A 23,602-nucleotide genomic window follows, 5' to 3' on the forward strand; every position below is an offset into this window, starting at 1 on the left:
CCTCCCTTTCAAGCCCCGGCAACGCAGGGTAGAAAAGAATATCCGGTTTACCCGGGATCGCCTAGCCGCGGCGCGGCCGGATCGCTATTCCTTCCTGATCCCCGACAACACGACCACCTTGCGCCAGCGCTCGGTCTCCGCCGTCAGCATGCCGCCGAACGCGCCGGCGTTGCCGTGGAGCGGGATCGCGCCGAGCTCGGCGATGCGGGTCTTGATGTCGGCGTCGGACAGCGCGGTGTCGATCTCGCGGTTGAGGAGGTCGACGATTTCGAGCGGCGTGTCGTGCGGCGCGCCGACGCCGTAGAACGAGCTCGTCTCATACCCGGCAAGCGTGTCCGCGATCGGCGGCACGTCGGGGAGGATCTCCGAGCGTTCGCGCGTGGTGACGCCGAGCGCGCGCAGCTTGCCGGCCCGCACCAGCTCGAAGGACGAGGTGACGTTGTCGAACATCCCCTGGATCTGGCCGCTCATCACGTCGGTCAGGCCCGGCGCCGAGCCGCGATAGGGCACGTGGGTGAACTGCACGCCCGACAGCGACTTGAACAGCTCGCCGGACAGGTGCAGAGAGGTGCCGATGCCGGAGGAGGCGATCGACATCTTGCCGGAATTGGCTTTGGCGTAGGCGATGAAGTCGGCAATGCTTTTCACCGGCAGATCGTTGTTGACGACCAGCACCAGCGGGATCCGCGCCACGCCCGCGACAGGCGCGATGCCCTTGGCGAAATCATACGGCAGCGCCGGATCGAACGAGGCGTTGATCGCGTTCGCGGTCGAGGTCAGCAGCAGCGTGTAGCCGTCGGGGGCCGCGGCTATCACGGCCTGCGTCCCGATATTGCTGCCGGCGCCGGGCTTGTTCTCGACCACGAAGGTCTGGCCGAGCCGGTCGGACAGGCGCTGGCAGAGCAGCCGCGACAGCACGTCGGTCGCGCCGCCGGGGGCATAGGGCACCACCCATTTCACGCTGCGCGAGGGATAAGAGGGGGTGCCTAATGCAAACGCACGCGGCGCAGCGAGCGTGGCTGCGGCACCGGCGACGGCCTGAAGGAAATGTCGTCTGGTGATCATCACGGTCTCCAGTTCACCTCGCCCGCTTGCGGTGAAGGGGGCATGCGCCGCGCGCCAGAATGACTGGATTTGCTATCGCAAGAATCGCCCCAGCCCGCACGCCGTTCCCGCCGGCTTGGTAAAGGATGACTAGAGTTAATCGCGCACTAACCGGCTTTTACCTTGTCTCTTAACACCTGGGCAGGACGCGCGAGCTAAGCTGCCGCCACCAGCAGACACGTTCCGAAAGAATGAACGGCATGACCACCGGCGTCATCGAGCAACCGAAGGCCGCGCGCGCGCCCTCGGCATCAAAGATCTGGCTGAAGGCCATCGAGCTCACCGCGCGGATCGAGACGCTGCCGGGCCGGCTGTTCGCCGACATCGTCGACGATTGGGCGCGGCGCCAGCCCGACCGCATCGCGCTGGCCACGGACGATGTCACGCTCGACTATGAAGGCCTGTCGAAACGCATCAATTGCTACGCACGCTGGGCGCGCTCGGTCGGCGTGGCCAAGGGCGATACCGTCGGCCTGATCATGCCGAACGGCATCGACTATGTCGCGGCCTGGCTCGGCATCAGCCGGATCGGCGGTGTGGTTGCGCTGATCAACACAAAACTCGTCGGCCGATCGCTCGCGCATTGCCTCGACGTCGCAAGGCCCCTGCACATCATCGTCGCGCACGATCTGGTGGAGATTCTGGAGAGCGCGAAGCCGCATCTGAAGACGGAAGCGAAGATCTGGACCCACGGCGATGCCCGCAGCGAGCGCGCCATCGACGTGGCGCTCGCCGCGCTCGACGACGGTTCGCTGCTGACGGAGGAACATGGCGATGTCACCATCGATGACCGCGCGCTGCTGATCTACACCTCCGGCACCACCGGCCTTCCCAAGGCGGCCAGCATCAGCCATCGCCGCATCCTCAATTGGGGTTTCTGGTTCGCAGGACTCACCGGCGCAACGCCGCAGGACCGGCTCTACGACTGCCTGCCGCTGTTCCACTCGGTCGGCGGCATCGTCGCACCCTGCAGCATGTTAGCTGCCGGCGGCTCTGTGGTGATCGCCGAAAAATTCTCGGCCTCGAATTTTTGGCCCGACATCGCGCGGCACGACTGCACGCTGTTCCAGTACATCGGCGAGCTCTGCCGTTATCTGCTCAAGGCGCCGCCGTCGGAATACGAGAACCGCCATCGGCTGCGGCTTGCCTGCGGCAACGGCCTGCGCGGCGACATCTGGGAAGATTTTCAGGCGCGTTTCGCCATTCCGCGCATCCTCGAATTCTATGCGGCGACCGAAGGCAATTTCTCGCTGTTCAACGTCGAGGGCCAGGTCGGCGCGATCGGACGCATCCCGCCGCTGCTCGCGCATCGCTTTCCGGCGAGCCTCGTCAGGCTCGCCCCCGATAGCGGAGCACCGCTGCGCAATGAAGACGGCTTTTGCCTCGCCTGCGCTCGCGGCGAGGCCGGCGAGGCGATCGGCCGCATCGGCACAGCGGACCAGGGCGGCGGCCGCTTCGAGGGGTACACCGATGCGGGCGAGACCGAGAAGAAGATCCTGCGCGACGTCTTCGCCAAGGGCGATGCCTGGTTCCGCACCGGCGATTTGATGCGGCTCGACGACAGAGGCTTTTTCCATTTCGTCGACCGCATCGGCGACACGTTCCGCTGGAAGGGCGAGAACGTCGCGACCTCGGAGGTGAACGATGCCGTGCGCGATTTCACCGGCGTGGTCGACGCCACCACCTACGGCGTTAGCATCCCCGGTACTGACGGCCGCGCCGGAATGAGCGCGATCGTGGTGAACGAGGGTTTTGACATCACCGCGCTACCTGCGCATCTCAGCCAGCGCCTGCCGGCTTACGCCTGCCCGGTCTTCATCCGCATCTCGCGCGAGCTCGATGCCACCGAGACATTCAAGCAGAAAAAGGGCGAGCTCGCCCGCGAGGGCTTTGACCCGGACGCAATCTCCGATCCGCTGTTCATGCTCGAGCCGAACTCCGGTGCCTATCTTGCGCTGGACAGGGAGGCCTATGCGGCAATCTCGGAGGGCGCGATCCGGCTGTAGTGCAACCAAAATCAGGAGATAGGTCCAATTTTATCTGAATTGTCCAAGAAGCCATTTACTTCTGTCGGGTAAACAGACGGCCATGGGGAGGCGGTTATCAAGAGCCGCCGCAACACTGAGATCGATAACAAAAGAGAGCCAACCATGTCGGTAAGGTCTAAGGTCATCGAAGCGATCCAGCAGATCGCCAAGGAGCAGCACGTCACGCTGCCCGCACTCTCGGACGATCTGTCCCTGCACGAGACGGGTTTTGACTCGCTCGCCTTCGCCATTCTGGTCGCGCGTCTGGAAGACGAGACCGGCGTCGACCCCTTCACCATTTCCGAGGATGCAGCGTTCCCCGCCACGGTAGGCGATTTCGTGCGGGCCTACGAAAATGTCCCCGCGTGAGATCTTTGCGCTTCGCGACCATCTCGGCGCGGAGCTGAAGGGCCGCACGATCTCCGATGCGCATGATGTCGTGTCGCTGACCGATATCCTGTCGCACACGGTTCTGGGCGGCCGCCTGCGGGAGCTGTCCGGCCGCGCCGTGCTGCTCAAGCTGTCAGACCAGCTCCGGTCGGGCCTTGCCATGATCGAGCTCGACGGCATCGCCCGCCGCATGCTGCTGTGTCCGCCCGATCTCAATCCGGCGCATCTCGACGCGCTGATCGCCGATGCCGGGATCGATGCCGTCGTCACCGACGAGCCCGATCGCTGGGCAAGGACCGGCGTGCCGCTCATCGTCACCGCACAATTGCCGCTTCAAGCCACGGCGCCGGCCAGGACCGAGCGCGCCACCGAATGGCTGATGCTGACCTCGGGTACCTCAGGCGTGCCGAAAATCGCCGGCCATACGCTGGAAGCATTGACCGGCGCCATCGTTGCCGAAGGCCCCGCGCGCGGACCTGCGCCGGTGTGGGCGACGTTCTACGATATCCGCCGCTATGGCGGCCTGCAGATATTCCTTCGCGCCGTTCTCTCCGGCGGCTCCATGGTGCTGTCGGATCCGCATGAGGCGCTCGCCGATCATGTCGCGCGGCTGAACGCCCGCGGCGTCTCGCACATCTCCGGCACGCCCTCGCATTGGCGCAAGCTGCTGATGAGCGGCTCAGCCGCGCAATTCGCACCGCGCTACGTTCGTCTTTCCGGCGAGATCGCCGACCAGGCGGTGCTCGATGGCCTGAAGGCGGCGTTCCCCAATTCCTCCGTCGGCCACGCCTATGCATCGACCGAGGCCGGCGTCGGCTTCGCCGTCAATGACGGGCTCGAGGGCTTTCCGGCCGACTATCTCGGCAACCGCAATGGCGTCGAGATGAAGGTCGTGGACGGCTCGCTGCGCATCCGCTCGACCCGCACGGCTCATGCTTACATCGGCCGTAACGCCGCCGCGCTCACCGATGCCGACGGCTTTGTCGACAGCGGCGATATCGTCGAGCTGCGCGGGGACCGCTATTATTTCGTCGGCCGACGCGGCGGCATCATCAATATCGGTGGACTGAAGGTTCATCCTGAAGAGATCGAGGCGGTGATCAACCGTCATCCTGATGTACGGATGTCGCGGGCGAAATCGCGCAAGAGCCCGATTACCGGCGGCATCGTCGTCGCCGACGTGATCCTCACTGAGGGCACCGATCCGGCGCGCGCGAAGGAGATCCGCGACCAGATCCTGGAGCAGTGCCGCGCCCAGCTCGCATCCCACAAGGTGCCTGCGGTGATCCGTTTCGTCGAGGCGCTCGACGTCACCCCGGCCGGAAAACTGGCGCGCACCGATGCATAACGTTCTCGTCACCGGTGGCAGCCGCGGCATTGGGCTTGCGATCGGCAAGCGCCTGGTCGCTGCCGGCTTCAACGTGATCGCGGCGGCGCGGCGCGAGAGCGACGAGCTCAAGGCGGCTATCGCCGCCTCCGAGGGGCGCCTGCATTTCCGCGCCTGCGATCTCGCCGTGATCGACGCGATCCCCGCTTTCGCAAAACTCGTGCGCGACGAGTTCGGCCCGATCTATGGCCTCGTCAACAATGCCGGCCTCGGCACCGAGGGCCTGCTCGCCACCATGCACAATTCCGAGATCGAGGCGCTGGTGCAGCTCAACGTGCTGTCGCCGATCATCCTCACCAAATATGTCGCGCGGCAGATGATGGCTGATGGCGCCGGTCGCATCATCAACATCTCTTCGATCATCGCGACCACCGGCTACAACGGCCTGTCCGTCTATGGCGCGACCAAGGCGGCCGCGACCGGCTTCACCCGGTCGCTCGCGCGCGAGGTCGGCAAGCTCGGCATCACCGTGAATGCGATCGCGCCTGGTTTCATCGACACCGAGCTCACGCACAATCTCTCCGACGAGGGCCGCAAGCGCATTGCAGGCCGCAGCGCGTTGCGCCGTTTGCCGGAGACGGATGACGTCGCGCGCATGGTGGAATATCTTCTGGGCGAGGGCGGCCGCAACGTCACCGGCACCGTGTTCACTATCGACGCGGGAAATACAGCGTAAGCGGAACCGAGCTGCCACAATTGAGTTGATTCGGCACAATGACATCCAGCCGGATTTGGTCGTAAGATGCTGCGCAATCGATTGGGTTACGTCAATCGATCTGCCCTAATCGAAGGGGAGCAGTCGATGGCCACTTCAAACATGACCGCGTCAAGTCAGGCTCTGACCGAGCCATCGCGCGCGAAGCCTGATGATGTCCGCTGTCCGCCGATGTCGCATCAGAATTCCGGCGATCACGGCCACGAAATGTATCCGCAGCAATTCGTGCGTCTGGTCGGTTGCCACGACGTTCCCGCATCCACGCTGCGCAAGCGCCAGGACGAGAAGCTGCACTAGGTCCGCTGCTTTGGCAGATCAAGCCGCTCGTGTGAGAATTCCGGCGGCCCCTCGGTGAGGCGGCGGATGCGACGCTCGCGTTCGTCCTCCGGCAATGCGGGATCGAGCAGCCCCTCGATCTCGTGCACCGCCAGCTCCTCGATCCGGTTGGCGTCCGATGCGACCAAATTTTCTGATGTCGATGCGGCGGGCGCGATCTTCAGGCCAAGCTCGACCAGCTGGCAGATTGCATCCGAGCGCGACAGTTGGCGGGCCTCGGCCCAGGCATCGACGGCGGCGGTGAGCAGCTCCGGCATTTTCACCGCACTGATCGCATCGAGCCCCGTGCGCCGGCGTACTGGCGAGGCGGAGTCCTTGCTGCCGAAATCAGACACCCCGATCATCCCCGCGCGGCCGTTACAGATAGATCAAGCGTAAACGTCATTTGCGGCCGGCTGTTTGATGCCGATCAATGACGAACTGCGGCATTGCGGCGCGGTGCGATCTTGTTGTCCGGCTCCATTTCGGCCAATGATCGGAAATCGAACCCCGATCGACCCTGCCACGTATCTGATTTCGGACGCTTCCCAACCCTCCGGCTTCACCCGATGACATCAGGCGAATCCTTTTACGGCGGCATTCCCGTCTTCCGCGGCTTCACCAGCCTGATGGATCCCACGCTCTATGCGCCGCTGCCGGACGATTGGAGCATCGGCGTCGCCGACATCGTCGATTCCACCAAGGCGATCGCGGCGCAGCGCTACAAGGCGGTCAACATGGCCGGCGCGGCCGTGATCGCGGCGGTGACCAATGCGCTGGAGGGGCGGGAATTCCCCTTCGTGTTCGGCGGCGACGGCGCGAGCTTTGCGGTCGCGCCCGGCGATCTCGACCGCGCCCGCGAGGCGCTCGCTGCGACCGCAACCTGGGTGCGGGAGGATCTCGATCTGAAGATGCGCGTCGCGCTGGTGCCGGTGAGCGCCATCCGCGCGCAGGGCCTCGATGTGCGCGTCGCGCGTTTCGGTCCGTCGCCAAATCTGTCCTATGCGATGTTCTCCGGCGGCGGGCTCGCCTGGGCCGATGCCGCGCTGAAGCGCGGCGAGTTCGCCGTCACGGAAGCGCCCGCCGGCACACAGCCGGACCTCTCGGGCCTGTCGTGCCGCTTCGAGGTGATGCCGGCTGCGCGCGGCCTGATCCTGTCGCTGCTGGTGATGCCGGCGCGCGGCGTCGATCCGCACGCCTTCCGCAAGGTGATCGAGGACATCATCCATCTCGTCGAGCGCAGCCCGGAAGGCGGCCGCCCGGTGCCGCCGCAGGGGCCGCCGCTGAAATGGCCACCGCAGGGGCTGGAATTCGAGGCCCGTACCAGGCGCGGCGGTCCGCTGCTCGCGCGCAGAGCCAGCGTGCTCGCCTATACATTGTTCGTCTATCTGATCATGCGTTTCGACCTCAAGGTCGGCGGCTTCGTGCCCAGCCTCTACAAGCGCCAGGTCGTCGAGAACTCGGACTTCCGCAAATATGACGACGGCCTGCGCATGATTCTCGACTGCACGCCGCAGCTCGAGCGCGCGTTGAGCGACCGTCTCGCGGCCGCTGCGCGCGACGGCATCGTGCGCTACGGCCTCTACCAGCAGGACGCCGCGATGATGACCTGCTTCACGCCGTCGGCGCTGCGCAGCGATCACGTGCACTTCATCGACGGCGCGCGCGGCGGTTACGCCTCGGCGGCGACGGCGCTGAAGGCGATGACGGTGTGAGGGCGGATTACCGCCCCGCGCGCGTCCAGGTCTCGCCGCCGCAGAGCGCGCCGACGCAGCCTTCGACCCGTAGCGAATCCGCACCCGTGACCGTGACGCTGCTCGCATAGGTGCTGCCGTCGTCGGCATTGTAGATCTGGCCGGACCATTTGTTCGGACCTGACGGCTGCATGCCGTTGAACAGCGGCAGGCCGACCATCGGACGCTTTGCGAGCGCGGGATTGGGGTTCTTGCTGTCGGTGGCGGGCTGGCCGGTCGCGGTGTCCATGGGCTCGCGCAGCCAGACGATGTGGCCGCAGATGCCGCCGCCGCACTTGCCGATCTTGACGCGGGCATCGCCGGCCTGGGTGAGCCAGGTTCCGTCGGCGCTCTGCGCGTTGGCGGAAGGCGCGCCGAGCAGCGCAGCCAGAATGACGGTGAAAGCGGCGAATCTGAATGTCATGGAGAGAGCCCTGGAATGGAGGCGCCTCCATAGCAGCCCGGCAGGATAGTGCAACGCCGGATTGAATCACATTCCTGCGCGCGATTTGCCTGCGCTCATTTGCCCCAGCGTACGAACGCGACCGAGGCTGCGGTCAAGAGTCCGAACACGGCCATGGCGCCGCCGACCAGCGCGAACAACGTCCAGGCCGGCGCCTGCGCGATCATGAGACCGATCCCGCCAATCGCGACGATCAGCAGCCGCGCGGTGGAGGCCAGCACGGGACCGCCGACACGCGCGGCGCCTTGCGAGGAGAAATACAGCGACACGCCCATGCCGAAGAACACGAAGGCCGGACCTGCCCAGTGGAAATAGCTGTGCGCCGCCGCCGTGACGCCGGGATCGCGCGTGAACAGCGAGACCCACAGCGCGGGATTGAGCGCGACGACGAGGCCGATCGTGCCAACCGTAAGCCCCGAGGCCGCCGCTGCCGTCCACGCCACGCGCCGTGCGCGCGCGACATGTTCAGCGCCCATCGCCATGCCGACCATCGGCACCGAGGCGATGCCGAACGCGAAGGTGATCGGGATCAGCAAAAATTCCAGCCGCGAGCCGATGCCGTAACCGGCCAGCATCTCGGTGCCGAAGGTCGCGAGGATCTTCGTGAAGATGAGGATGGTGAGCACTGTCTGGAGCGGCGACAGGCAGGCGACTGCGCCCACCTTGAGAATGTCCAGGAACATTGCGCGCTCGAAATGGAACGCGCGGAAATCGAGCTGCAGCCGGCTGCGGCCGGACAGGAGATACCAGAGGAAGAAGATCGCGGCGCAGCTGAACGCGATCAGCTGGCCGGCGGCAACGCCGGGCATGCCGAATTGCGGTGCGCCGAACAGGCCGAGCCCCAGCGTGCCGCCGAGCGCGATCTGGAGCACGCTCGCCCCGATCAGAATCATCGAAGGCAGGCGCATGTCGCCGGTGCCCCGGATCACCGAGGCGAGCGTATTCACCAGCCAGATCGCGACCGCGCCGGAGAACAGCACCTGTGAATAGCCGCTGGCTTCCTCCAGCACGCGCTCGCGTCCGCCGAGCAGCGTGAAGAACGAGCGGCCGAACGCCAGCATCATCGCCGTGAAGAACAGTCCGCCGCAGAGGCCGATGATGGCGGCATGCAGCGCCAGTGTCGCGGCGCGGTCGCGATTCCCGGCGCCGAGCGCGCGGCTGACCGCCGACGACACGCCGCCGCCCATCGCGCCCGCGCTCATCATCTGCGTCAGCATCGCGAACGGAAACACCAGCGCGATCGCCGCAAGCGGGATGGTGCCGAGCCGGCCGATATAGGAGGTCTCGGCGATCGCGACCAGCGTGCTGCCGACCATCGCGATCATGTTGGGGATCGCGAGCCGCAATAGCGTCGTCAGGATCGGCGCCGTCAGCAGGCCGGCGATGGGGGAGGCGGCCGGTGCACGGGGCGGCACGGCGTCTAGCGGGGCGTCGATCGTCATGTGCCACGGTGCGGAATATTGAATGATGATCGACATACTATAGGGCGCGCGATATCCGCGCCAGCCCCCATCTCACGCAGGGCTCACCAGGGCAGGCCGCATAGGTCGATGGTGCCCAGCGTCGGGGCGCGGACGATCTCGAAGACGTAGGGCGCCATGTAGTCGAAGCGAATCAGCCCCTCCGGCTGCTCGCAATAGACGTCACCTTTGAAAGGTTGCCATTTGCGTGCCTGGTAGAACGCGAAATTGTGTGGCTCGCAGAACAGGAGCCCGAAGCGGACCGCCTCGTTGGCGCGCATGGTATGCACCGCCGCGTCGATCGCGATGGTCGCGTAGCCGCGGCCGCGCCGGTCCTCGCGCGTGCAGACGCCGCCGATGCCGCCGACGTGAAGCTTCTGTCCGTTCCAGGTCACGGTGCGGAAGTAGACGCCGACATGGCAGACGAGGCCGTCCTCGGGCGTCTCGATCAGCACGCGCAGATCGGCATTGGCCCATTTGACGTGGCTCCAGGCTGGTTTCTCCGCGGCGTCTTGGCCCCAGACCGCGTTGAGCAGCGGCTTTGCGATCGGCCACGAGGCGTCGCCGTTCAAAATGTCGATCTCGATGCTCATGGCGTCGTCCTTCACAGATCCGCTTCGTGGCGCGTTTGTTCTGTCTTAAGCGCTTCAAAGGCAATGATATTTTATGGCGAACCGCAGGTTTGATCGACGGCGGCCCGTTGCGACGAATTTGTGCATTCGGGCAAGACCACCCCATCACGCCTTTTCGCAAATTCTAAGGTATTTAATGGCGTCGGAACCTTCTATAAGGGGTGACCGTTAGAACGTTCCCCACCAGTTGCGGACAAGAAGCCATGACCTTTACGCTGCCCCCACTCCCTTACGCCTATGACGCCCTCGGCCAGTACATGTCGAAGGAGACGCTGGAATATCATCACGACAAGCATCATCAGGCCTACGTCACCAACGGCAACAACGCGCTCAAGGGCACCGAATGGGAAGGCAAGTCCCTTGAAGAGATCGTCAAGGGCTCGTTCGGCAAGAACCCGGCCGTGTTCAACAATGCCGGCCAGCACTACAATCACATCCACTTCTGGAGCTGGATGAAGCCCAATGGCGGCGGCACCAAGCTGCCGGGCAAGCTCGAGAAGAAGATCAACGAGGACCTCGGCGGCTTCGAGAAGTTCAAGACCGACTTCCAGGCGGCCGGCGTCGGCCAGTTCGGCTCCGGCTGGGCCTGGCTCCAGGTCAAGAACGGCAAGCTCGAGATCTCCAAGACCCCGAACGGCGAGAACCCGCTGGTGCACGGCGCCACCCCGATCCTCGGCGTCGACGTCTGGGAGCACTCCTACTACATCGACTACCGCAACCGCCGTCCCGACTATCTCAAGGCGTTCGTCGAGAACCTCGTGAACTGGGAATACGTCGAGTCCCTGTTCGAGAAGGCCTGAGTTCTCACCTCGTCATTCCGGGGCGATGCGCAGCATCGAACCCGGAATCTCGAGATTCTCAGGTGCGCAGCTGCGCACCAGAGTTCGGCTTCGCCGCCCCGGAATGACGGAAATAAAAGGCGGTCGCATCAGTGGCCGCCTTTTTGCTGTGCGGAATTGCCCTGCGCGGCGCGCGTATCGGCCTGTGATCGTACCGTTTGCATCGCGTTGGCGGCGCCCTTAATCAGGATGGGCATCACCCTCGAGCCGCTCCACACCCGTTGTCAGACCTTCCCCCGAAAGCTCCGGCGCCCGCCGAGGACGCGGAGTCCGAGCCGCGGCCGGGACGCGTGCGCAAGCCGATCGGCTGGTCGACCATCATCATCGCGGCCCTGGTGGCGGTGAGCGCAACGCTGGTCTGGCGGCGTGACGGCAGCGCCGGCGTTCTCGACATCCTCACCCACGATCTCTCGCTGTTCGGCGGCATCCTGCCGCGCGTGCTGGCCGGTTGCCTGCTCGGGGCCTTCATCTCCGAGATCCTGCCGCACGAAAAAGTCTCGCGCTCGCTCGGGCCGAAATCCGGGCTGATGGGCCTCCTGATCGGCACTGCCTTCGGCGCGATCCTGCCCGGCGGTCCCTTCACCGCCTATCCGGTGGCGAGCGCGCTGCTCGCGGTCGGCGCCGATTTCGGCGCCACCATCGCCATGGTCGTGAGCTGGACGCTGATCGGCTACGGCCGGGCGGTCGCCTGGGAAATCCCGATCATGGGCACCGATTTCACTCTGTGGCGGATCGCGATTTCGTTGCCGCTGCCGGTGCTCGCAGGCGCCCTCGGCCGCTTCGTCTATGTCAGGCTCTATCCGAAGCCGCTCGCGAAGGGCGACGAGAGTTGAGCGCGGCCCTCCTGATCGACATCCTGCTGTGGGGCTCGGTGCTTGGCGTCGGGCTGATCGCCTTCCGCCGCGGCCCTCCGGTGTTCAAGGCGTCCTTACGCGAAGGCTCGATGGATTTCATCAACATCGTGCCGCGGATCGCGCTCGGTGTGATCGGCTCCGGCTACATCGCCGCGATCATCCCGCAGGAGGTGATCACCGGCTGGCTTGGTCCGGACAGCGGCTGGCTCGGGGTCGCAAGCGCCGTGGTCGCCGGCGCGGCCACGCCCGGCGGGCCGGTGATCGGCTTCTCCATTGGCACGGTGGCGCTGAAGTCCGGCGGCGGGGTGCCGCAGGTGGTCGCCTATGTCGTCGCCTGGGCGCTGTTTGCCTTCCAGCGGGTCATTCTGTGGGAAATCCCGTTCATGCCGGCCCGTTTCGTCTGGTTCCGCTGCGCCGTCTCGGTGCCGTTCCCGTTCGTGGCGGCCGCCATCGCCATGGTGATCGGCAAGCCCTGAGCGCCGCCGTGGACAGGGGTAATGTTATAATATAACGTCCGCGAATGGTTCCCGCCGCATCCCACGCCCACCAGCACGACCATGCCCACGGCCACTCCCATGACCACGCGCATTCGAATGGGCACGACCACACCCACGCCCATGTCCACGATGCAGCCTCGCCGCATCCGGCCCAGGCGGCGCCCTGGTCGATCCTGCGCATGACCATGGCGGGCCGCCTCGCGGCGGCGCTCGCCGTCTGCGCCGTGCTCTGGGGCGTGGTCTTCCTGGCGATGAGGTGAGGATGGCAGCGCTGCATTTCCACAACGTCACGCTCGGCTATGACCGGCATCCGGCGGTGCATCATCTCAACGGCGAGGTTGCGCGAGGCGCGCTGGTTGCCGTGATCGGCCCGAACGGGGCCGGCAAGTCGACGCTGCTGCGCGGCATCGTCGGCATCCTGAAGCCGCTCGACGGCAGCATCCATCTCGGCGGGCTCGACGCCCGCGACATCGCCTATCTGCCGCAGAGCGCGGAGATCGACCGCAGCTTCCCGATCTCGGTGTTCGATTTCGTCGGCACCGGGCTGTGGCGCGACGCCGGCCTGTTCGGTGGCATCGGCAAGGCGGCGCGGGACAAGATTCTCCGCGCGATCGCGTCCGTCGGTCTCAATGGCTTCGAGAACCGGCCGATCGGCACGCTCTCCGGCGGCCAGATGCAGCGCGTGCTGTTCGCGCGGGTGCTGCTCCAGGACGCCAGCCTGATCGTGCTCGACGAGCCCTTCAACGCCATTGACAGCAAGACCACCGCCGACCTGCTCGCGCTGGTCAAGCACTGGCACGGCGAGGGCCGCACCGTGCTCGCGGCGCTGCACGACATGGAGATGGTGCGCAACCATTTCAGCGAGACGCTGGTGCTGGCGCGCGGTCCCGTGGCCTGGGGGGCGACGGCGGAGGTGCTGACGCCGGAGAACCTGATGGTCGCGATGCGGATGTGCGAGGCCTTCGACGACACCGCCGCGGCCTGCGCGGCCGATGATATCAGCTCGCGGGCGGCCTGATATCCGATGGTCTATGACGCGCTGATCGGTCCTTTCACCGAATTCGAGTTCATGCGGCGAGCGCTGGCCGCCGTGATCGCGCTGTCGCTGGCCGGCGCGCCGATCGGCGTGTTCCTGATGCTGCGGCGGATGAGCCTCGTCGGCGACGCCATGGCGCATGCGATCCTGCCCGGCGCGGCCGTCGGCTTCCTGCTCTCCGGTCTCAACCTGTTTGCGATGACGGCCGGGGGCCTGATCGCCGGCTTTGCCGTCGCGATCCTCGCCGGCGTCGTCGCGCGCTCGACCGGGTTGAAGGAGGACGCCTCGCTCGCGACCTTCTATCTGGCCTCGCTGGCGCTCGGCGTCACCATCGTCTCGATCAAGGGCACCAATATCGACCTGCTCCACGTCTTGTTCGGCAACATCCTCGCGATGGACGACCAGACGCTGCTGGTGGTCGCCTTCAACGCCACGGTGACGCTGCTGGTGCTCGCGGTGATCTACCGCCCGCTCGTGATCGAGAGTGTTGATCCCTTGTTCCTGCGCACCGTGAGCCGGGCCGGGGGCCCTGCGCATCTCGCCTTTCTGGCGCTCGTCGTCATCAACCTCGTCAACGGCTTTCAGGCGCTCGGCACGTTGCTGGCGGTGGGCCTGATGATCCTGCCGGCCGGCATCGCAAGGTTCTGGTCGCGCGATCTCACCGCGATGATCTGCATCGCCGTGGTCGCCGCTGCCGTCTCCGGCTATGCCGGCCTGGTGCTGTCGTTCCAGACCCGCGTTCCCTCGGGGCCGGCGATCATCCTGGTGGCGACGGTGCTCTATGTCGTCTCCGTGCTGTTCGGCCGCGTCGGCGGCATCGTCCGGCAACTGTTTCCCGGCCGGCATCTGGAAGCGTGACGATGCGGCGTATCCTGCTTTGCGTGCTCCTGCTGATCGCCTCGCCGCTGCACGCCGCCGAGAGGCTCAACGTCGTTGCGAGCTTCTCGATCCTCGGCGACTTCGTTCGCAATGTCGGTGGCGACCGCATCAATCTGACGACGCTGGTCGGGCCCGACAGCGACGTCCATGTCTACACGCCGGCGCCCGCCGATGCGAAGCGGGTCGCGGCGGCGAAGCTCGTTATCGTCAATGGGCTCGGGCTGGAGGGCTGGCTGCCGCGCCTCGTGCAGTCCGCAGGCAGCAGGGCGCAGGTGGTCACCGCGAGCGCGGGCATTGCGCCGCTGAAGCTCGGCTCGGCCGCGGATCCCCATGCCTGGCAGTCGGTCCCCAATGCCAAGGTCTACGTGACCGACATCGCCAATGCATTGGCCGCCGCCGTCCCGGACGACGGAGAGTTCTTCCGCGCCCAGGCCAAGGCCTATCTGGAAAAGCTCGAAACGCTCGATCGCGAGGTCCGCGAGGCCGTTGGCAAGATCCCGCCGGAGCGGCGCAAGGTGATCTCCACCCACGACGCCTTCGGCTATTTCGCCGCCGAATACGGTATCCAGTTCATCGCCCCCCTGGGCGTCTCCACGGAAACCGAGCCCAGCGCGCGGGACATTGCGGCCATCATCGGCCAGATCAAGGCCCAAAAAATCCCGGCCGTGTTCCTGGAGAATATCAGCGATGATCGGCTGATCCGGCGGATCGCGGCCGAGACCGGTGCCAAGGTCGGCGGGACCCTGATTTCGGACGGTTTGACCGGCGAAAAGGGGCCTGCACCCACTTACATTGACATGGTCAGGCACAATATAAAGGCCCTGACCAGCGCGCTTGACCACTAGGGCAGGGGCCACCCCGCCTCGCGTCGCGCGAAAAAGCCTTAAAGTCCGGAGTTGTTATGTCTGAAGCGACCTCTCAGAAAATTCCCGTGACCGTCCTGACCGGCTATCTCGGCGCCGGCAAGACCACGCTGCTCAACCGCATCCTTTCGGAGAACCACGGCAAGAAATACGCCGTCATCGTCAACGAATTCGGCGAGATCGGCATCGACAACGACCTCATCATCGGCGCCGATGAGGAAGTGTTCGAGATGAACAATGGCTGCATCTGTTGCACCGTGCGCGGCGACCTCGTCCGCATCATGGACGGCCTGATGAAGCGCAAGGGCAAGTTCGACGCAATCATCGTCGAGACCACTGGCCTTGCCGATCCCGCACCGGTCGCGCAGACCTTCTTCGTCGACGAGGACGTGCAGAAGAACGCCCGGCTCGATGCGGTCGTGACGGTCGCAGACGCCAAATGGCTGTCTGACCGGCTCAAGGACGCGCCCGAGGCAAAGAACCAGATCGCCTTCGCCGACGTCATCGTGCTGAACAAGACCGATCTCGTCACCAAGCCGGAGCTCGCCGAAGTCGAGGCCCGCATCCGCGGCATCAACCCCTATGCCAAGCTCCATCGCACCGAGCGCTGCTCGGTGGCGCTGGCCGACGTGCTCGACCGCGGCGCCTTCGATCTCGACCGCATCCTCGACATCGAGCCGGATTTTCTCGAGGCCGACGATCATGACCACGACCATGATCATCACCACCATCACGGCCACGACCATCATCACCATGACCACGGCCTGAAGCACTATCACGACGAGGACATGCAGTCGCTGGCGCTGAAGACCGACAAGCCGCTCGATCCGAACATGTTCATGCCCTGGCTGCAGAATCTGGTGCAGGTCGAGGGCGGCAAGATCCTGCGCTCGAAGGGCATCCTCGCCTTCCACGACGACGACGACCGCTACGTCTTCCAGGGTGTCCACATGATGCTGGAGGGCAACCATCAGCGGAAATGGAAGGAGGGCGAGCCGCGCGAGAGCCGCCTCGTCTTCATCGGCCGCGAATTGCCGGAAAAGGCCATTCGCGAAGGTTTCGAAAGCTGCATCGTCTCGTGATGAAAGAGTTCACGCCGCCCCCCGATTCCGCCTCGATCGTCTCCGTCACCGACCGCGTCAAGCCCGTCGCGCTCGGCATGGCCGTGACCTCAGTGCACTTCCTTGGCCCTCGCGCCGCCTTCGTCGGCGGCGAGGAGAACGTCGCGTTCGTCGATAGCAACGGTGAGATCAGCACGGTCGCCGTGCACAGCGGCGGCATTCTCTCGAACGCTTCCGACGGCAAGCGCATCGTGATGGGCGGCGACGACGGCAAGGTCGTGTCGCTCGATGCCAAGGGCGAGGTGACGCTGCTCGCCACCGACCCCAAGCGGCGCTGGATCGACGCGGTGGCGCTGCATGCCGACGGCGCCTTCGCCTGGTCGGCCGGCAAGACGGCAACCGTCAAGAGCGGCAAGAACGAGGAGAAGTCGCTCGACGTGCCCTCGACCGTCGGCGGTCTCGCCTTTGCGCCGAAGGGCCTGCGGCTCGCGATCGCCCATTACAACGGCGCGACGCTGTGGTTTCCGAACATGGAGGGCTCGGCCGAATTCCTGCCCTGGGCCGGCTCGCATCACGCGGTCACCTTCAGCCCCGACAACAAATTCCTGGTCACCGCGATGCACGAGCCGGCGCTGCATGGCTGGCGGCTGGCGGACAACAGGCACATGCGCATGACCGGCTACCCCGGCCGCGTCCGCTCGATGTCCTGGAGCGCGGGCGGCAAGGGGCTGGCGACCTCGGGCGCCGACACCGTCATCATCTGGCCGTTCGGCAGCAAGGACGGCCCGATGGGCAAGGAGCCTGCGATGCTCGCGCCGCTGCAGGCGCGTGTGTCGGTCGTCGCCTGCCATCCCAAGAACGACATCCTCGCCGCCGGCTACAGCGACGGCACCGTGCTGATGGTGCGGCTGGAGGACGGCGCGGAGATCCTGGTGCGCCGCAACGGCACCCCGCCCGTGGCCGCGCTCGCCTGGAACGCCAAGGGCACGCTGCTGGCGTTCGCCGACGAAAATGGGGATGGCGGCCTGCTGGAGCTTTAATCTGTCATGATTCCGGCCGTATAGGGGGCCATGCGGTTTCTGACGACCTTCCAGCTTGCCGATTTCGCCGACACGCTGGTCAGCCTGACCACGGCTTTCGTGCTCGGCACGCTGATCGGCGCCGAGCGGCAATATCGCCAGCGTACTGCGGGCCTGCGCACCAATGTGCTGGTCGCGGTCGGAGCGGCCGCCTTCGTCGATCTCGCCATGCATCTGACCGGCGCCGACGGCGCGGTGCGGGTGATCTCCTACGTCGTCTCCGGCATCGGCTTCCTGGGGGCCGGCGTCATCATGAAGCAGGGCATGGACGTCCGCGGCCTCAACACCGCAGCGACGCTGTGGGCCTCCGCCGCGGTCGGCTCCTGCGCCGGGGCCGACCTCGTCGCCCAGGCCGCGGTGCTGACCGTGTTCGTCATCGCCGGCAACACCATGCTGCGTCCGCTGGTCAACGCCATCAACCGCATCCCGCTGAACGAGAAGGCGCTGGAGGCGACCTACTACTTCAAGCTGGCGGTTGCCGCCGACGCCTTGCCCGACATGCGCGACCGTCTCGTCGACAAGCTCGAGGCCGCGAAATACCCGGTGGCCGATGTCGACGTGGTCGAGATCGGCGAAGACATGCTGGAGATCGTCGCCAAGCTGGTCGCGACCGCGGTCGATCCGAACGAGCTGAACGCGGTGGCGACCGATCTGCAGCATCTGCCGGGCGTGCGTCACGCTACCTGGGAAGTCAGCACGACGGAGTGAGCACGGCCTTTTGGCGGGTGAGGGGGCGGTTCCCGGCCTCTCCGTTCCGGAACCCATGCGCCCCAGTTTCGTTGATCCTGTGGATGAAGGCGGTGATCAATATGCCCGGCCCAGACAAGCGCAGATTGAAGCTCGACCTGACGATTGCCGGTTTGCTGTTCGCAGCAGGCGTCGTGGTGTCGGTGATGTCGCTCGCCCAGATTCGCGCCGAAAGCCGGATGGAGCTGGCGCAGGGGACGCCACCGCTCCAGGGCACCCCGTCCGACGATCAGAGCAAGACGCCCGCGGAGTCCAAGCCCGGCGGCGACCGGCCGACCACGCCGGCCCCCGAGCCCGCGCGCCCCGACCCGCAGACGCAAGGCGCGGCGACGAAGCCGGCACTGCCGCAGGCACCCGCCGAGAAGATCGCGCCGCCGATCGAGAAGAAGTAGGGCGGCCGCACTCCTGGCCACGCACTTGCTGTCATCCCCCGCGAAGGCGGGGGATCCAGTATTCCAGAGACGAAGCGTGGATACGGAGAAGCCGCGGCGTACTGGATGCCCCGCCTTCGCGGGGCATGACGGTTGAGCTTGGGGCGAGAAGCTTTGTGCCCCTCACCGCACCAGGATATTCCGGAACTGCCAGGGATCGCTGGTGTCGATATCCTCCGGGAACAGTCCCGGGCGATCCGTCAGCGGCGTCCAGTCGGTGTAGAAACCCTTGACCGGGCCGAGATAGGGCAGCTGGATCTCCAGCAGGCGATCGAAATCCATCTCGTCGGCTTCGACGATGCCCTCGTTCGGGTTTTCCAGCGCCCACACCATGCCGCCGAGCACGGCGGAGGTCACCTGCAGGCCGGTGGCGTTCTGGTAGGGCGCGAGCTCGCGGGTCTCCTCGATCGAGAGCTGCGAGCCGTACCAATAGGCATTGTTGTCGTGGCCGAACAGCAGCACGCCGAGCTCGTCGATGCCGTCGACGATCTCGTTCTCGTCGAGAATGTGGTGCTTCTCCTGCATCTTTGCGGCGCGACCGAACATTTCGTGCAGCGACAGCACGGCATCGTCGGCGGGATGATAGGCATAGTGGCAGGTCGGCCGGTAGACCGCCGCGCCCGTTGCGTCCCGCACCGTGAAGTAATCGGAGATCGAGATCGATTCGTTGTGGGTGACGAGGAAGCCGTACTGCGCGCCGCGGGTCGGGCACCAGGTGCGCACGCGCGTGTTGGCGCCGGGCTGCATCAGATAGATGGCAGCGCCGCAGCCGGCTTCGTGGGTTCGCGCATTCTCGGGCATCCATTTCTCATGGGTGCCCCAGCCAAGCTCGGACGGCTGCACGCCTTCCGACAGGAAGCCTTCCACCGACCAGGTGTTGACGAAGACATCAGGCTCCTTCGGCTTCTTCGAACGCTGGGTGTCGCGTTCGGCGATGTGGATGCCCTTGACGCCGGCCTGCCGCATCAGGTCCGCCCATTCGCCCTTGGTCTTCGGCCGGGGAGCGTTGAGCTTCAGATCGGCGGCGACATTGAGCAGCGCCTGCTTGACGAAGAAGGAGACCATGCCGGGATTGGCGCCGCAGCAGGAGACGGCCGTGGTCGAGCCCGCCGGGCGCGCCTTCTTGGCGGCCAGTGTCACTTCGCGAAGCGCGTAGTTGGAGCGGGCTTCCGGGCCCTTCGACGAATCGAAATAGAAGCCGAGCCAGGGCTCGTTGACGGTGTCAATATAGAGAGCGCCGAGCTCGTTGCAGAGCTCCATGATGTCGGTCGAGCCGGTATCGACCGACAGATTGACGCAAAAGCCCTGGCCGCCGCCTTCCGTGAGCAGCGGGGTCAGCACCTCGCGATAATTGTCCTTGGTCAGGCCCTTCTGGATGAAGCGGACATTGTGCTTCTCGCAAAGCGCCTTGCGGCCTTCGTCCTTGGGATCGAGCACGGTGATGCGCGACTTGTCATAGTCGAGATGCCGCTCGATCAGCGGCAGCGTGCCTTTGCCGATGGAGCCGAAGCCGACCATGACGATGGGACCGGTGATCTTCGCGTAGATCTGCGAGGGAGGGCTCATGGGATGGGTTCTCCGGAACGTGCTGGCGGACAAATGGTGAGGGGTGGATCAGGCGCCGCGGCGCTTGTCAGACGCTGCGGCGCTTGGCGGTGACTTCGATCTCGACCTTCATCTCGGGCTTGGCGAGGGCGCTGACGACCAGCAAGGTCGCAGCCGGCCTGATGTCACCGAGAACCTCGCCGCAGACGGCGAAGTGGGCATCGATGTAGCTTGCGTCGGTGACGTAGTAGGTCGCACGGACGATATCGGCCATCTCGAATCCGCCCTCCTTCAGGGCGGCTTCGATGGTCTTGAAGCAGTTGCGTGACTGGCTCGTGACATCGGCCGGCATCGTCATCGTGGTGTAGTCGTAGCCGGTGGTCCCCGCGACGAAGGCGAACTCGCCGTCGATCACGGCGCGGCTGTAGCCGACGGTCTTCTCGAGCGGGGAGCCGGTGGAAATCAGGCGACGGGACATGGTCATGGGCCTTGACTGAAGGGGGTGTTTCGCGGGGTTAAAGGGCGTTTCCGGCGCCTGCGCAACCCCAAAGGAACGGGCTTGGCGCAGGCGCGGCCGGGCGTTGCCGCTCAATGCGGCTTGGGTCTTCGCTATGAAAGCGATCCCTTAGGCCGCGTGTGCGCGGAGGGCGCGAACTACCCTCCGTTTGGACAGGGCCGCGCCGGTCGGGACGATCATCCCCTCGGCGCCGTCGAGGCTACCTGCCTGGAATTCGATCGCCAGCAGGCGGTCGCGCTCGAACGGGCCGGGCAGCGCGAGCTCGGCCGTCTTCTCGGCCGAGAAGCCGAAGCGGGCGTAATAAGGGGCATCGCCGAGCAGGATCACGGCGGCATGCCCGCGCGCCCGGGCGGCGGCCAGCGCTTGATGCATCAGCGCGGCGCCGATCCCGAGCTCGCGGCAGGCAGGGTCCACCGCCAGCGGTCCGAGGACCAGAGCGGGCCTGCCTCCGGCGCTGACATGCCACAGGCGCACGGTTCCCACGAGCTTGCCCTCGCGCATCGCCGACAGGGCAAGGCCTGTGGCGGGCACGCGTCCGTCGCGCAGGCGCTGGCAGGTGCGGCCGTGGCGGGTCTCGCCAAAGCAGGCATCGAGCAGCGCTTCACGCGTCGCGACGTCGGCAGCACGTTCCGCACGGATCGCGAACGGAGCGGCTTTCGAGGTGAGGGCAATCTGTGGCTTCCGAGGAGCAGTCATGGCACGTCAGTCCCCGCTTGAATCCGTGCGCCAAGGGCACGCGGGCTCAAGCGTCGTCAGAATGGCAATGTCAGGGAGGAGCCGGCGGACCGGCTCCCGGGTTCGTCAGGCCTCAGAACGGGAGGCGGATCAGATGTGATACGTCTTCAGCGGCGGGATGCCGTTGAACGCCACCGACGAGTAGGTCGACGTATAGGCCCCGGTGCCCTCGATCAGCACCTTGTCGCCGATCTCGAGCGTGACGGGGAGCGGATAGGGGCTCTTCTCGTACAGCACGTCGGCGCTGTCGCAGGTGGGACCCGCGAGCACGCACGGCGTCATGTCCGCGCCGTCGTGACGGGTGCGGATGGCGTAGCGGATCGACTCGTCCATCGTCTCGGCGAGACCGCCGAACTTGCCGATGTCGAGATACACCCAGCGCACCTCGTCCTCGTCGCTCTTCTTCGAGATGAGCACGACCTCGGATTCGATAACTCCGGCGTTGCCCACCATGCCGCGGCCCGGCTCGATGATGGTCTCCGGAATCTGGTTGCCGAAGTGCTTGCGCAGCGCGCGGAAGATCGAACGGCCGTAGGTCACGACCGGCGGAACGTCCTTCAGGTACTTGGTCGGGAAGCCGCCGCCCATGTTGACCATGGTGAGGTTGATGCCGCGCTCGGCGCAGTCGCGGAACACCTGCGAGGCCATCGCCAGCGCACGGTCCCACGCCTTCACCTTGCGCTGTTGCGAGCCGACATGGAAGGAGATGCCGCAGGGCTCGAGGCGCAGGCGCTTGGCGAGGTCGAGCACCTCGACCGCCATCTCCGGGTCGCAACCGAACTTGCGCGACAGCGGCCACTCGGCGCCGGCGCAGTCATAGAGGATGCGGCAGAACACCTTCGCGCCGGGGGCGGCGCGGGCGACCTTCTCGACCTCGGCGGCGCAATCGACCGCGAACAGCCGAATGCCGAGCGCGAAGGCGCGCGCAATGTCGCGCTCCTTCTTGATCGTGTTGCCAAAGGAGATGCGGTCCGGCGTCGCACCGGCGGCCAGCGCCATCTCGATCTCGGCGACGGTCGCGGTGTCGAAGCAGGAGCCCATGGACGCCAGCAGGGCCAGCACTTCCGGCGCCGGGTTCGCCTTGACGGCATAGAACACGCGGCTGTCGGGCAGCGCCCTGGCGAAGCTCTGGTAGTTGTCGCGCACGACCTCGAGGTCGACGACGAGGCACGGCTCGGTGTCGAGGCCTTCGTTGCGGCGGTTGCGCAGGAATTCCTGGATACGTTCGGTCATGGCACTCTCCAACGGTCCCAGCGACGGGAGCCGTATCAACATGACGTCTGATGAGAGTGTTTCGGCCACATCGCGCGATGGAGGCGCGCTGAGGCCAAAGAACTCAAACCAGACTGTGCTGCCGTGGATTGGTTGGGAGAGATTCCCGCCCGCACACCTGGCAATGAAGGACAAGCCTTTTCAGTAGCCCGCGCCGGCGTTGGACTGCCGGTAGAGACCAAAAAAGCCCGATCCGTCGTTGCTTTAAGTCGCGTCCCCCGTTGAGAGCGAGGTGCGCCGGTTCGCCTCCGGCTGCCAGTCACGGTTGCAAAGAGCGAAGTCACCTTCGACATGGCATCTCTTTGAGAGAGATGCTGGACGCTCCGGGTTTGCTTCGGTCGCTCGACTTTTCAGTCCTCGACTTCCGCACTTCCGAAGAGCCCCTCGGCTTCTTCACCCCTTGGCGGCTGTCCGGCCTCTTGTCCGGATACCTACCGACTGACACACGACCACAGGCACGTGCGAAATTGGGCAAGTCCGCACATAAGCGTTTTGACTCTGGTTCGCAAGAATTTTTTTAGGCTGCGGACAGAATTGCCTAACGTCTGCTTGCGCGCTGTTGCGCGAGCGACGCTGAAGATGAACGAGCGTTAAGTTTTCGCTGCGCCGCGCGTGTTGCTCACGCGCGTGAAGCGTCAGCCGCGCTTCGTGAAGGGCTCGACGCGTTGAGCGCCGCGGATGAATGCGGTCATCACGAGCACGCCGAGCGCAAACAGCACGGCCTGCAGGATGTGGGCGCCTTGATCGCCCAGACCGAACAGGATCGCGAGCGCCCAGCCGCCGGCAAAGGCCGCGCCGAACACCTCCGCGCCGATCAGGATGGCGGCGCTGATGACGGTGATGACGCTGCGCCAGACGATCTGGCGGGACGAGGAAGAAGGCGCGTTCATGAGCTCGGGGGTCCCTGGTCTTCGAGGGCCGCAATCTCCCCGAAAAGCCGGCCGGGAGCAAGGCCAAATGGCCCAAAAAAGCCCCATCGCGTGCTATAGCTGGCCGCAACAATCGAGCCACCAAAATCGGG

27 protein-coding genes are annotated in these 23,602 nt (G+C 65.6%); 17 read left to right on the forward strand and 10 right to left on the reverse strand.

Going from position 1 to position 23,602, the window contains the following annotated elements; translation table 11 throughout:
* Positions 1 to 84: 84 nt before the first annotated feature.
* A complete protein-coding gene (locus GGD63_RS13040; RefSeq protein WP_183242487.1) occupies positions 85 to 1,065 on the reverse strand; it encodes a tripartite tricarboxylate transporter substrate binding protein in 981 nt (326 codons plus the stop codon).
* Positions 1,066 to 1,295: 230 nt separating this feature from the next.
* Here GGD63_RS13040 and GGD63_RS13045 point away from each other — a divergent pair, with 230 nt between their 5' ends.
* The 5 genes from GGD63_RS13045 (at position 1,296) to GGD63_RS13065 (ending at position 5,920) form a co-directional block, all read left to right on the forward strand.
* Positions 1,296 to 3,110: a long-chain-acyl-CoA synthetase gene (locus GGD63_RS13045; protein WP_183242489.1), complete on the forward strand. Its 1,815-nt coding sequence runs from the start codon at positions 1,296 to 1,298 to the stop codon at positions 3,108 to 3,110.
* A gap of 144 nt (positions 3,111 to 3,254) precedes the next feature.
* Positions 3,255 to 3,500 carry an acyl carrier protein gene (locus tag GGD63_RS13050; RefSeq protein ID WP_015688794.1) on the forward strand — a complete coding sequence of 82 codons (246 nt, stop codon included), beginning with the start codon at positions 3,255 to 3,257 and terminating at the stop codon, positions 3,498 to 3,500.
* Positions 3,487 to 4,869, forward strand: coding sequence for a class I adenylate-forming enzyme family protein (locus GGD63_RS13055; protein WP_183242491.1), 1,383 nt, complete (start codon positions 3,487 to 3,489; stop codon positions 4,867 to 4,869). The genes GGD63_RS13050 and GGD63_RS13055 overlap by 14 nt, the downstream gene beginning before the upstream one ends.
* Positions 4,862 to 5,584 (forward strand): SDR family NAD(P)-dependent oxidoreductase, encoded by a 723-nt coding sequence (locus GGD63_RS13060; protein ID WP_183242493.1) that lies wholly within the window; start codon positions 4,862 to 4,864, stop codon positions 5,582 to 5,584. The genes GGD63_RS13055 and GGD63_RS13060 overlap by 8 nt, the downstream gene beginning before the upstream one ends.
* 126 nt (positions 5,585 to 5,710) lie before the next feature.
* Positions 5,711 to 5,920, forward strand: coding sequence for a hypothetical protein (locus tag GGD63_RS13065; RefSeq protein ID WP_183242495.1), 210 nt, complete (start codon positions 5,711 to 5,713; stop codon positions 5,918 to 5,920).
* Here the strand turns inward: GGD63_RS13065 and GGD63_RS13070 are convergent.
* The gene (locus tag GGD63_RS13070) at positions 5,917 to 6,303 is read right to left on the reverse strand and encodes a hypothetical protein (RefSeq protein ID WP_183242496.1); all 387 of its coding nucleotides are present in this window, start codon (positions 6,301 to 6,303) and stop codon (positions 5,917 to 5,919) included. The genes GGD63_RS13065 and GGD63_RS13070 overlap by 4 nt on opposite strands.
* Before the next feature lie 204 nt (positions 6,304 to 6,507).
* On the opposite strand from GGD63_RS13070, the gene GGD63_RS13075 reads away from it, so the two are divergent.
* On the forward strand, positions 6,508 to 7,653 hold the full coding sequence (locus GGD63_RS13075; protein WP_183242498.1) for a DUF3095 domain-containing protein: 1,146 nt from the start codon (positions 6,508 to 6,510) through the stop codon (positions 7,651 to 7,653).
* A 7-nt stretch (positions 7,654 to 7,660) separates the two neighbouring features.
* Here GGD63_RS13075 and GGD63_RS13080 read toward each other — a convergent pair whose 3' ends face one another.
* The 3 genes from GGD63_RS13080 to GGD63_RS13090 form a co-directional block, all read right to left on the reverse strand.
* Positions 7,661 to 8,095, reverse strand: coding sequence for a DUF2147 domain-containing protein (locus tag GGD63_RS13080; RefSeq protein WP_183242500.1), 435 nt, complete (start codon positions 8,093 to 8,095; stop codon positions 7,661 to 7,663).
* Positions 8,096 to 8,190: 95 nt separating this feature from the next.
* On the reverse strand, positions 8,191 to 9,576 hold the full coding sequence (locus GGD63_RS13085) for an MATE family efflux transporter (protein WP_183243066.1): 1,386 nt from the start codon (positions 9,574 to 9,576) through the stop codon (positions 8,191 to 8,193).
* Positions 9,577 to 9,659: 83 nt separating this feature from the next.
* On the reverse strand, positions 9,660 to 10,187 hold the full coding sequence (locus tag GGD63_RS13090) for a GNAT family N-acetyltransferase (protein WP_183242502.1): 528 nt from the start codon (positions 10,185 to 10,187) through the stop codon (positions 9,660 to 9,662).
* A 242-nt stretch (positions 10,188 to 10,429) separates the two neighbouring features.
* On the opposite strand from GGD63_RS13090, the gene GGD63_RS13095 reads away from it, so the two are divergent.
* The 11 genes from GGD63_RS13095 to GGD63_RS13145 all read left to right on the forward strand — a co-directional run bounded on the left by GGD63_RS13095 (position 10,430) and on the right by GGD63_RS13145 (position 18,473).
* Positions 10,430 to 11,026 carry a superoxide dismutase gene (locus GGD63_RS13095; protein ID WP_183242504.1) on the forward strand — a complete coding sequence of 199 codons (597 nt, stop codon included), beginning with the start codon at positions 10,430 to 10,432 and terminating at the stop codon, positions 11,024 to 11,026.
* A gap of 260 nt (positions 11,027 to 11,286) precedes the next feature.
* On the forward strand, positions 11,287 to 11,898 hold the full coding sequence (locus GGD63_RS13100; RefSeq protein WP_183242507.1) for a permease: 612 nt from the start codon (positions 11,287 to 11,289) through the stop codon (positions 11,896 to 11,898).
* Positions 11,895 to 12,395 (forward strand): hypothetical protein, encoded by a 501-nt coding sequence (locus tag GGD63_RS13105; RefSeq protein ID WP_183242509.1) that lies wholly within the window; start codon positions 11,895 to 11,897, stop codon positions 12,393 to 12,395. The genes GGD63_RS13100 and GGD63_RS13105 overlap by 4 nt, the downstream gene beginning before the upstream one ends.
* A gap of 44 nt (positions 12,396 to 12,439) precedes the next feature.
* Positions 12,440 to 12,676, forward strand: a complete 237-nt coding sequence (locus GGD63_RS13110; RefSeq protein WP_183242511.1) for a hypothetical protein — start codon at positions 12,440 to 12,442, stop codon at positions 12,674 to 12,676.
* A gap of 2 nt (positions 12,677 to 12,678) precedes the next feature.
* Positions 12,679 to 13,434, forward strand: a complete 756-nt coding sequence (locus GGD63_RS13115; RefSeq protein ID WP_183242513.1) for a metal ABC transporter ATP-binding protein — start codon at positions 12,679 to 12,681, stop codon at positions 13,432 to 13,434.
* Positions 13,435 to 13,440: 6 nt separating this feature from the next.
* Positions 13,441 to 14,310, forward strand: coding sequence for a metal ABC transporter permease (locus GGD63_RS13120; RefSeq protein WP_183242515.1), 870 nt, complete (start codon positions 13,441 to 13,443; stop codon positions 14,308 to 14,310).
* 2 nt (positions 14,311 to 14,312) lie between these two features.
* The gene (locus tag GGD63_RS13125; RefSeq protein WP_183242517.1) at positions 14,313 to 15,176 is read left to right on the forward strand and encodes a metal ABC transporter substrate-binding protein; all 864 of its coding nucleotides are present in this window, start codon (positions 14,313 to 14,315) and stop codon (positions 15,174 to 15,176) included.
* Between the two features lie 56 nt (positions 15,177 to 15,232).
* Entirely contained in the window at positions 15,233 to 16,276 is a 1,044-nt protein-coding gene (locus GGD63_RS13130) for a GTP-binding protein (protein ID WP_183242519.1), read from the forward strand.
* A complete protein-coding gene (locus GGD63_RS13135) occupies positions 16,276 to 17,295 on the forward strand; it encodes a WD40 repeat domain-containing protein (protein ID WP_183243068.1) in 1,020 nt (339 codons plus the stop codon). The genes GGD63_RS13130 and GGD63_RS13135 overlap by 1 nt, the downstream gene beginning before the upstream one ends.
* A gap of 30 nt (positions 17,296 to 17,325) precedes the next feature.
* Positions 17,326 to 18,042: an MgtC/SapB family protein gene (locus GGD63_RS13140; protein ID WP_183242521.1), complete on the forward strand. Its 717-nt coding sequence runs from the start codon at positions 17,326 to 17,328 to the stop codon at positions 18,040 to 18,042.
* A 101-nt stretch (positions 18,043 to 18,143) separates the two neighbouring features.
* Positions 18,144 to 18,473, forward strand: coding sequence for a hypothetical protein (locus tag GGD63_RS13145; protein WP_183242523.1), 330 nt, complete (start codon positions 18,144 to 18,146; stop codon positions 18,471 to 18,473).
* A 162-nt stretch (positions 18,474 to 18,635) separates the two neighbouring features.
* Here the strand turns inward: GGD63_RS13145 and GGD63_RS13150 are convergent, their stop codons facing one another.
* The 5 genes from GGD63_RS13150 to GGD63_RS13170 form a co-directional block, all read right to left on the reverse strand.
* Positions 18,636 to 20,078 carry a homospermidine synthase gene (locus GGD63_RS13150; RefSeq protein ID WP_183242525.1) on the reverse strand — a complete coding sequence of 481 codons (1,443 nt, stop codon included), beginning with the start codon at positions 20,076 to 20,078 and terminating at the stop codon, positions 18,636 to 18,638.
* Positions 20,079 to 20,145: 67 nt separating this feature from the next.
* Positions 20,146 to 20,535 (reverse strand): RidA family protein, encoded by a 390-nt coding sequence (locus GGD63_RS13155; RefSeq protein ID WP_183242527.1) that lies wholly within the window; start codon positions 20,533 to 20,535, stop codon positions 20,146 to 20,148.
* Between the two features lie 147 nt (positions 20,536 to 20,682).
* Positions 20,683 to 21,270, reverse strand: coding sequence for a GNAT family N-acetyltransferase (locus GGD63_RS13160; RefSeq protein WP_183242529.1), 588 nt, complete (start codon positions 21,268 to 21,270; stop codon positions 20,683 to 20,685).
* A 129-nt stretch (positions 21,271 to 21,399) separates the two neighbouring features.
* Positions 21,400 to 22,542 (reverse strand): type III PLP-dependent enzyme, encoded by a 1,143-nt coding sequence (locus tag GGD63_RS13165; protein WP_183242531.1) that lies wholly within the window; start codon positions 22,540 to 22,542, stop codon positions 21,400 to 21,402.
* Positions 22,543 to 23,216: 674 nt separating this feature from the next.
* The gene (locus GGD63_RS13170) at positions 23,217 to 23,471 is read right to left on the reverse strand and encodes a hypothetical protein (protein WP_183242533.1); all 255 of its coding nucleotides are present in this window, start codon (positions 23,469 to 23,471) and stop codon (positions 23,217 to 23,219) included.
* Between the last annotated feature and the right edge of the window lie 131 nt (positions 23,472 to 23,602).

Source organism: Bradyrhizobium sp. cir1, assembly GCF_014198245.1.
GTDB lineage: Bacteria > Pseudomonadota > Alphaproteobacteria > Rhizobiales > Xanthobacteraceae > Bradyrhizobium.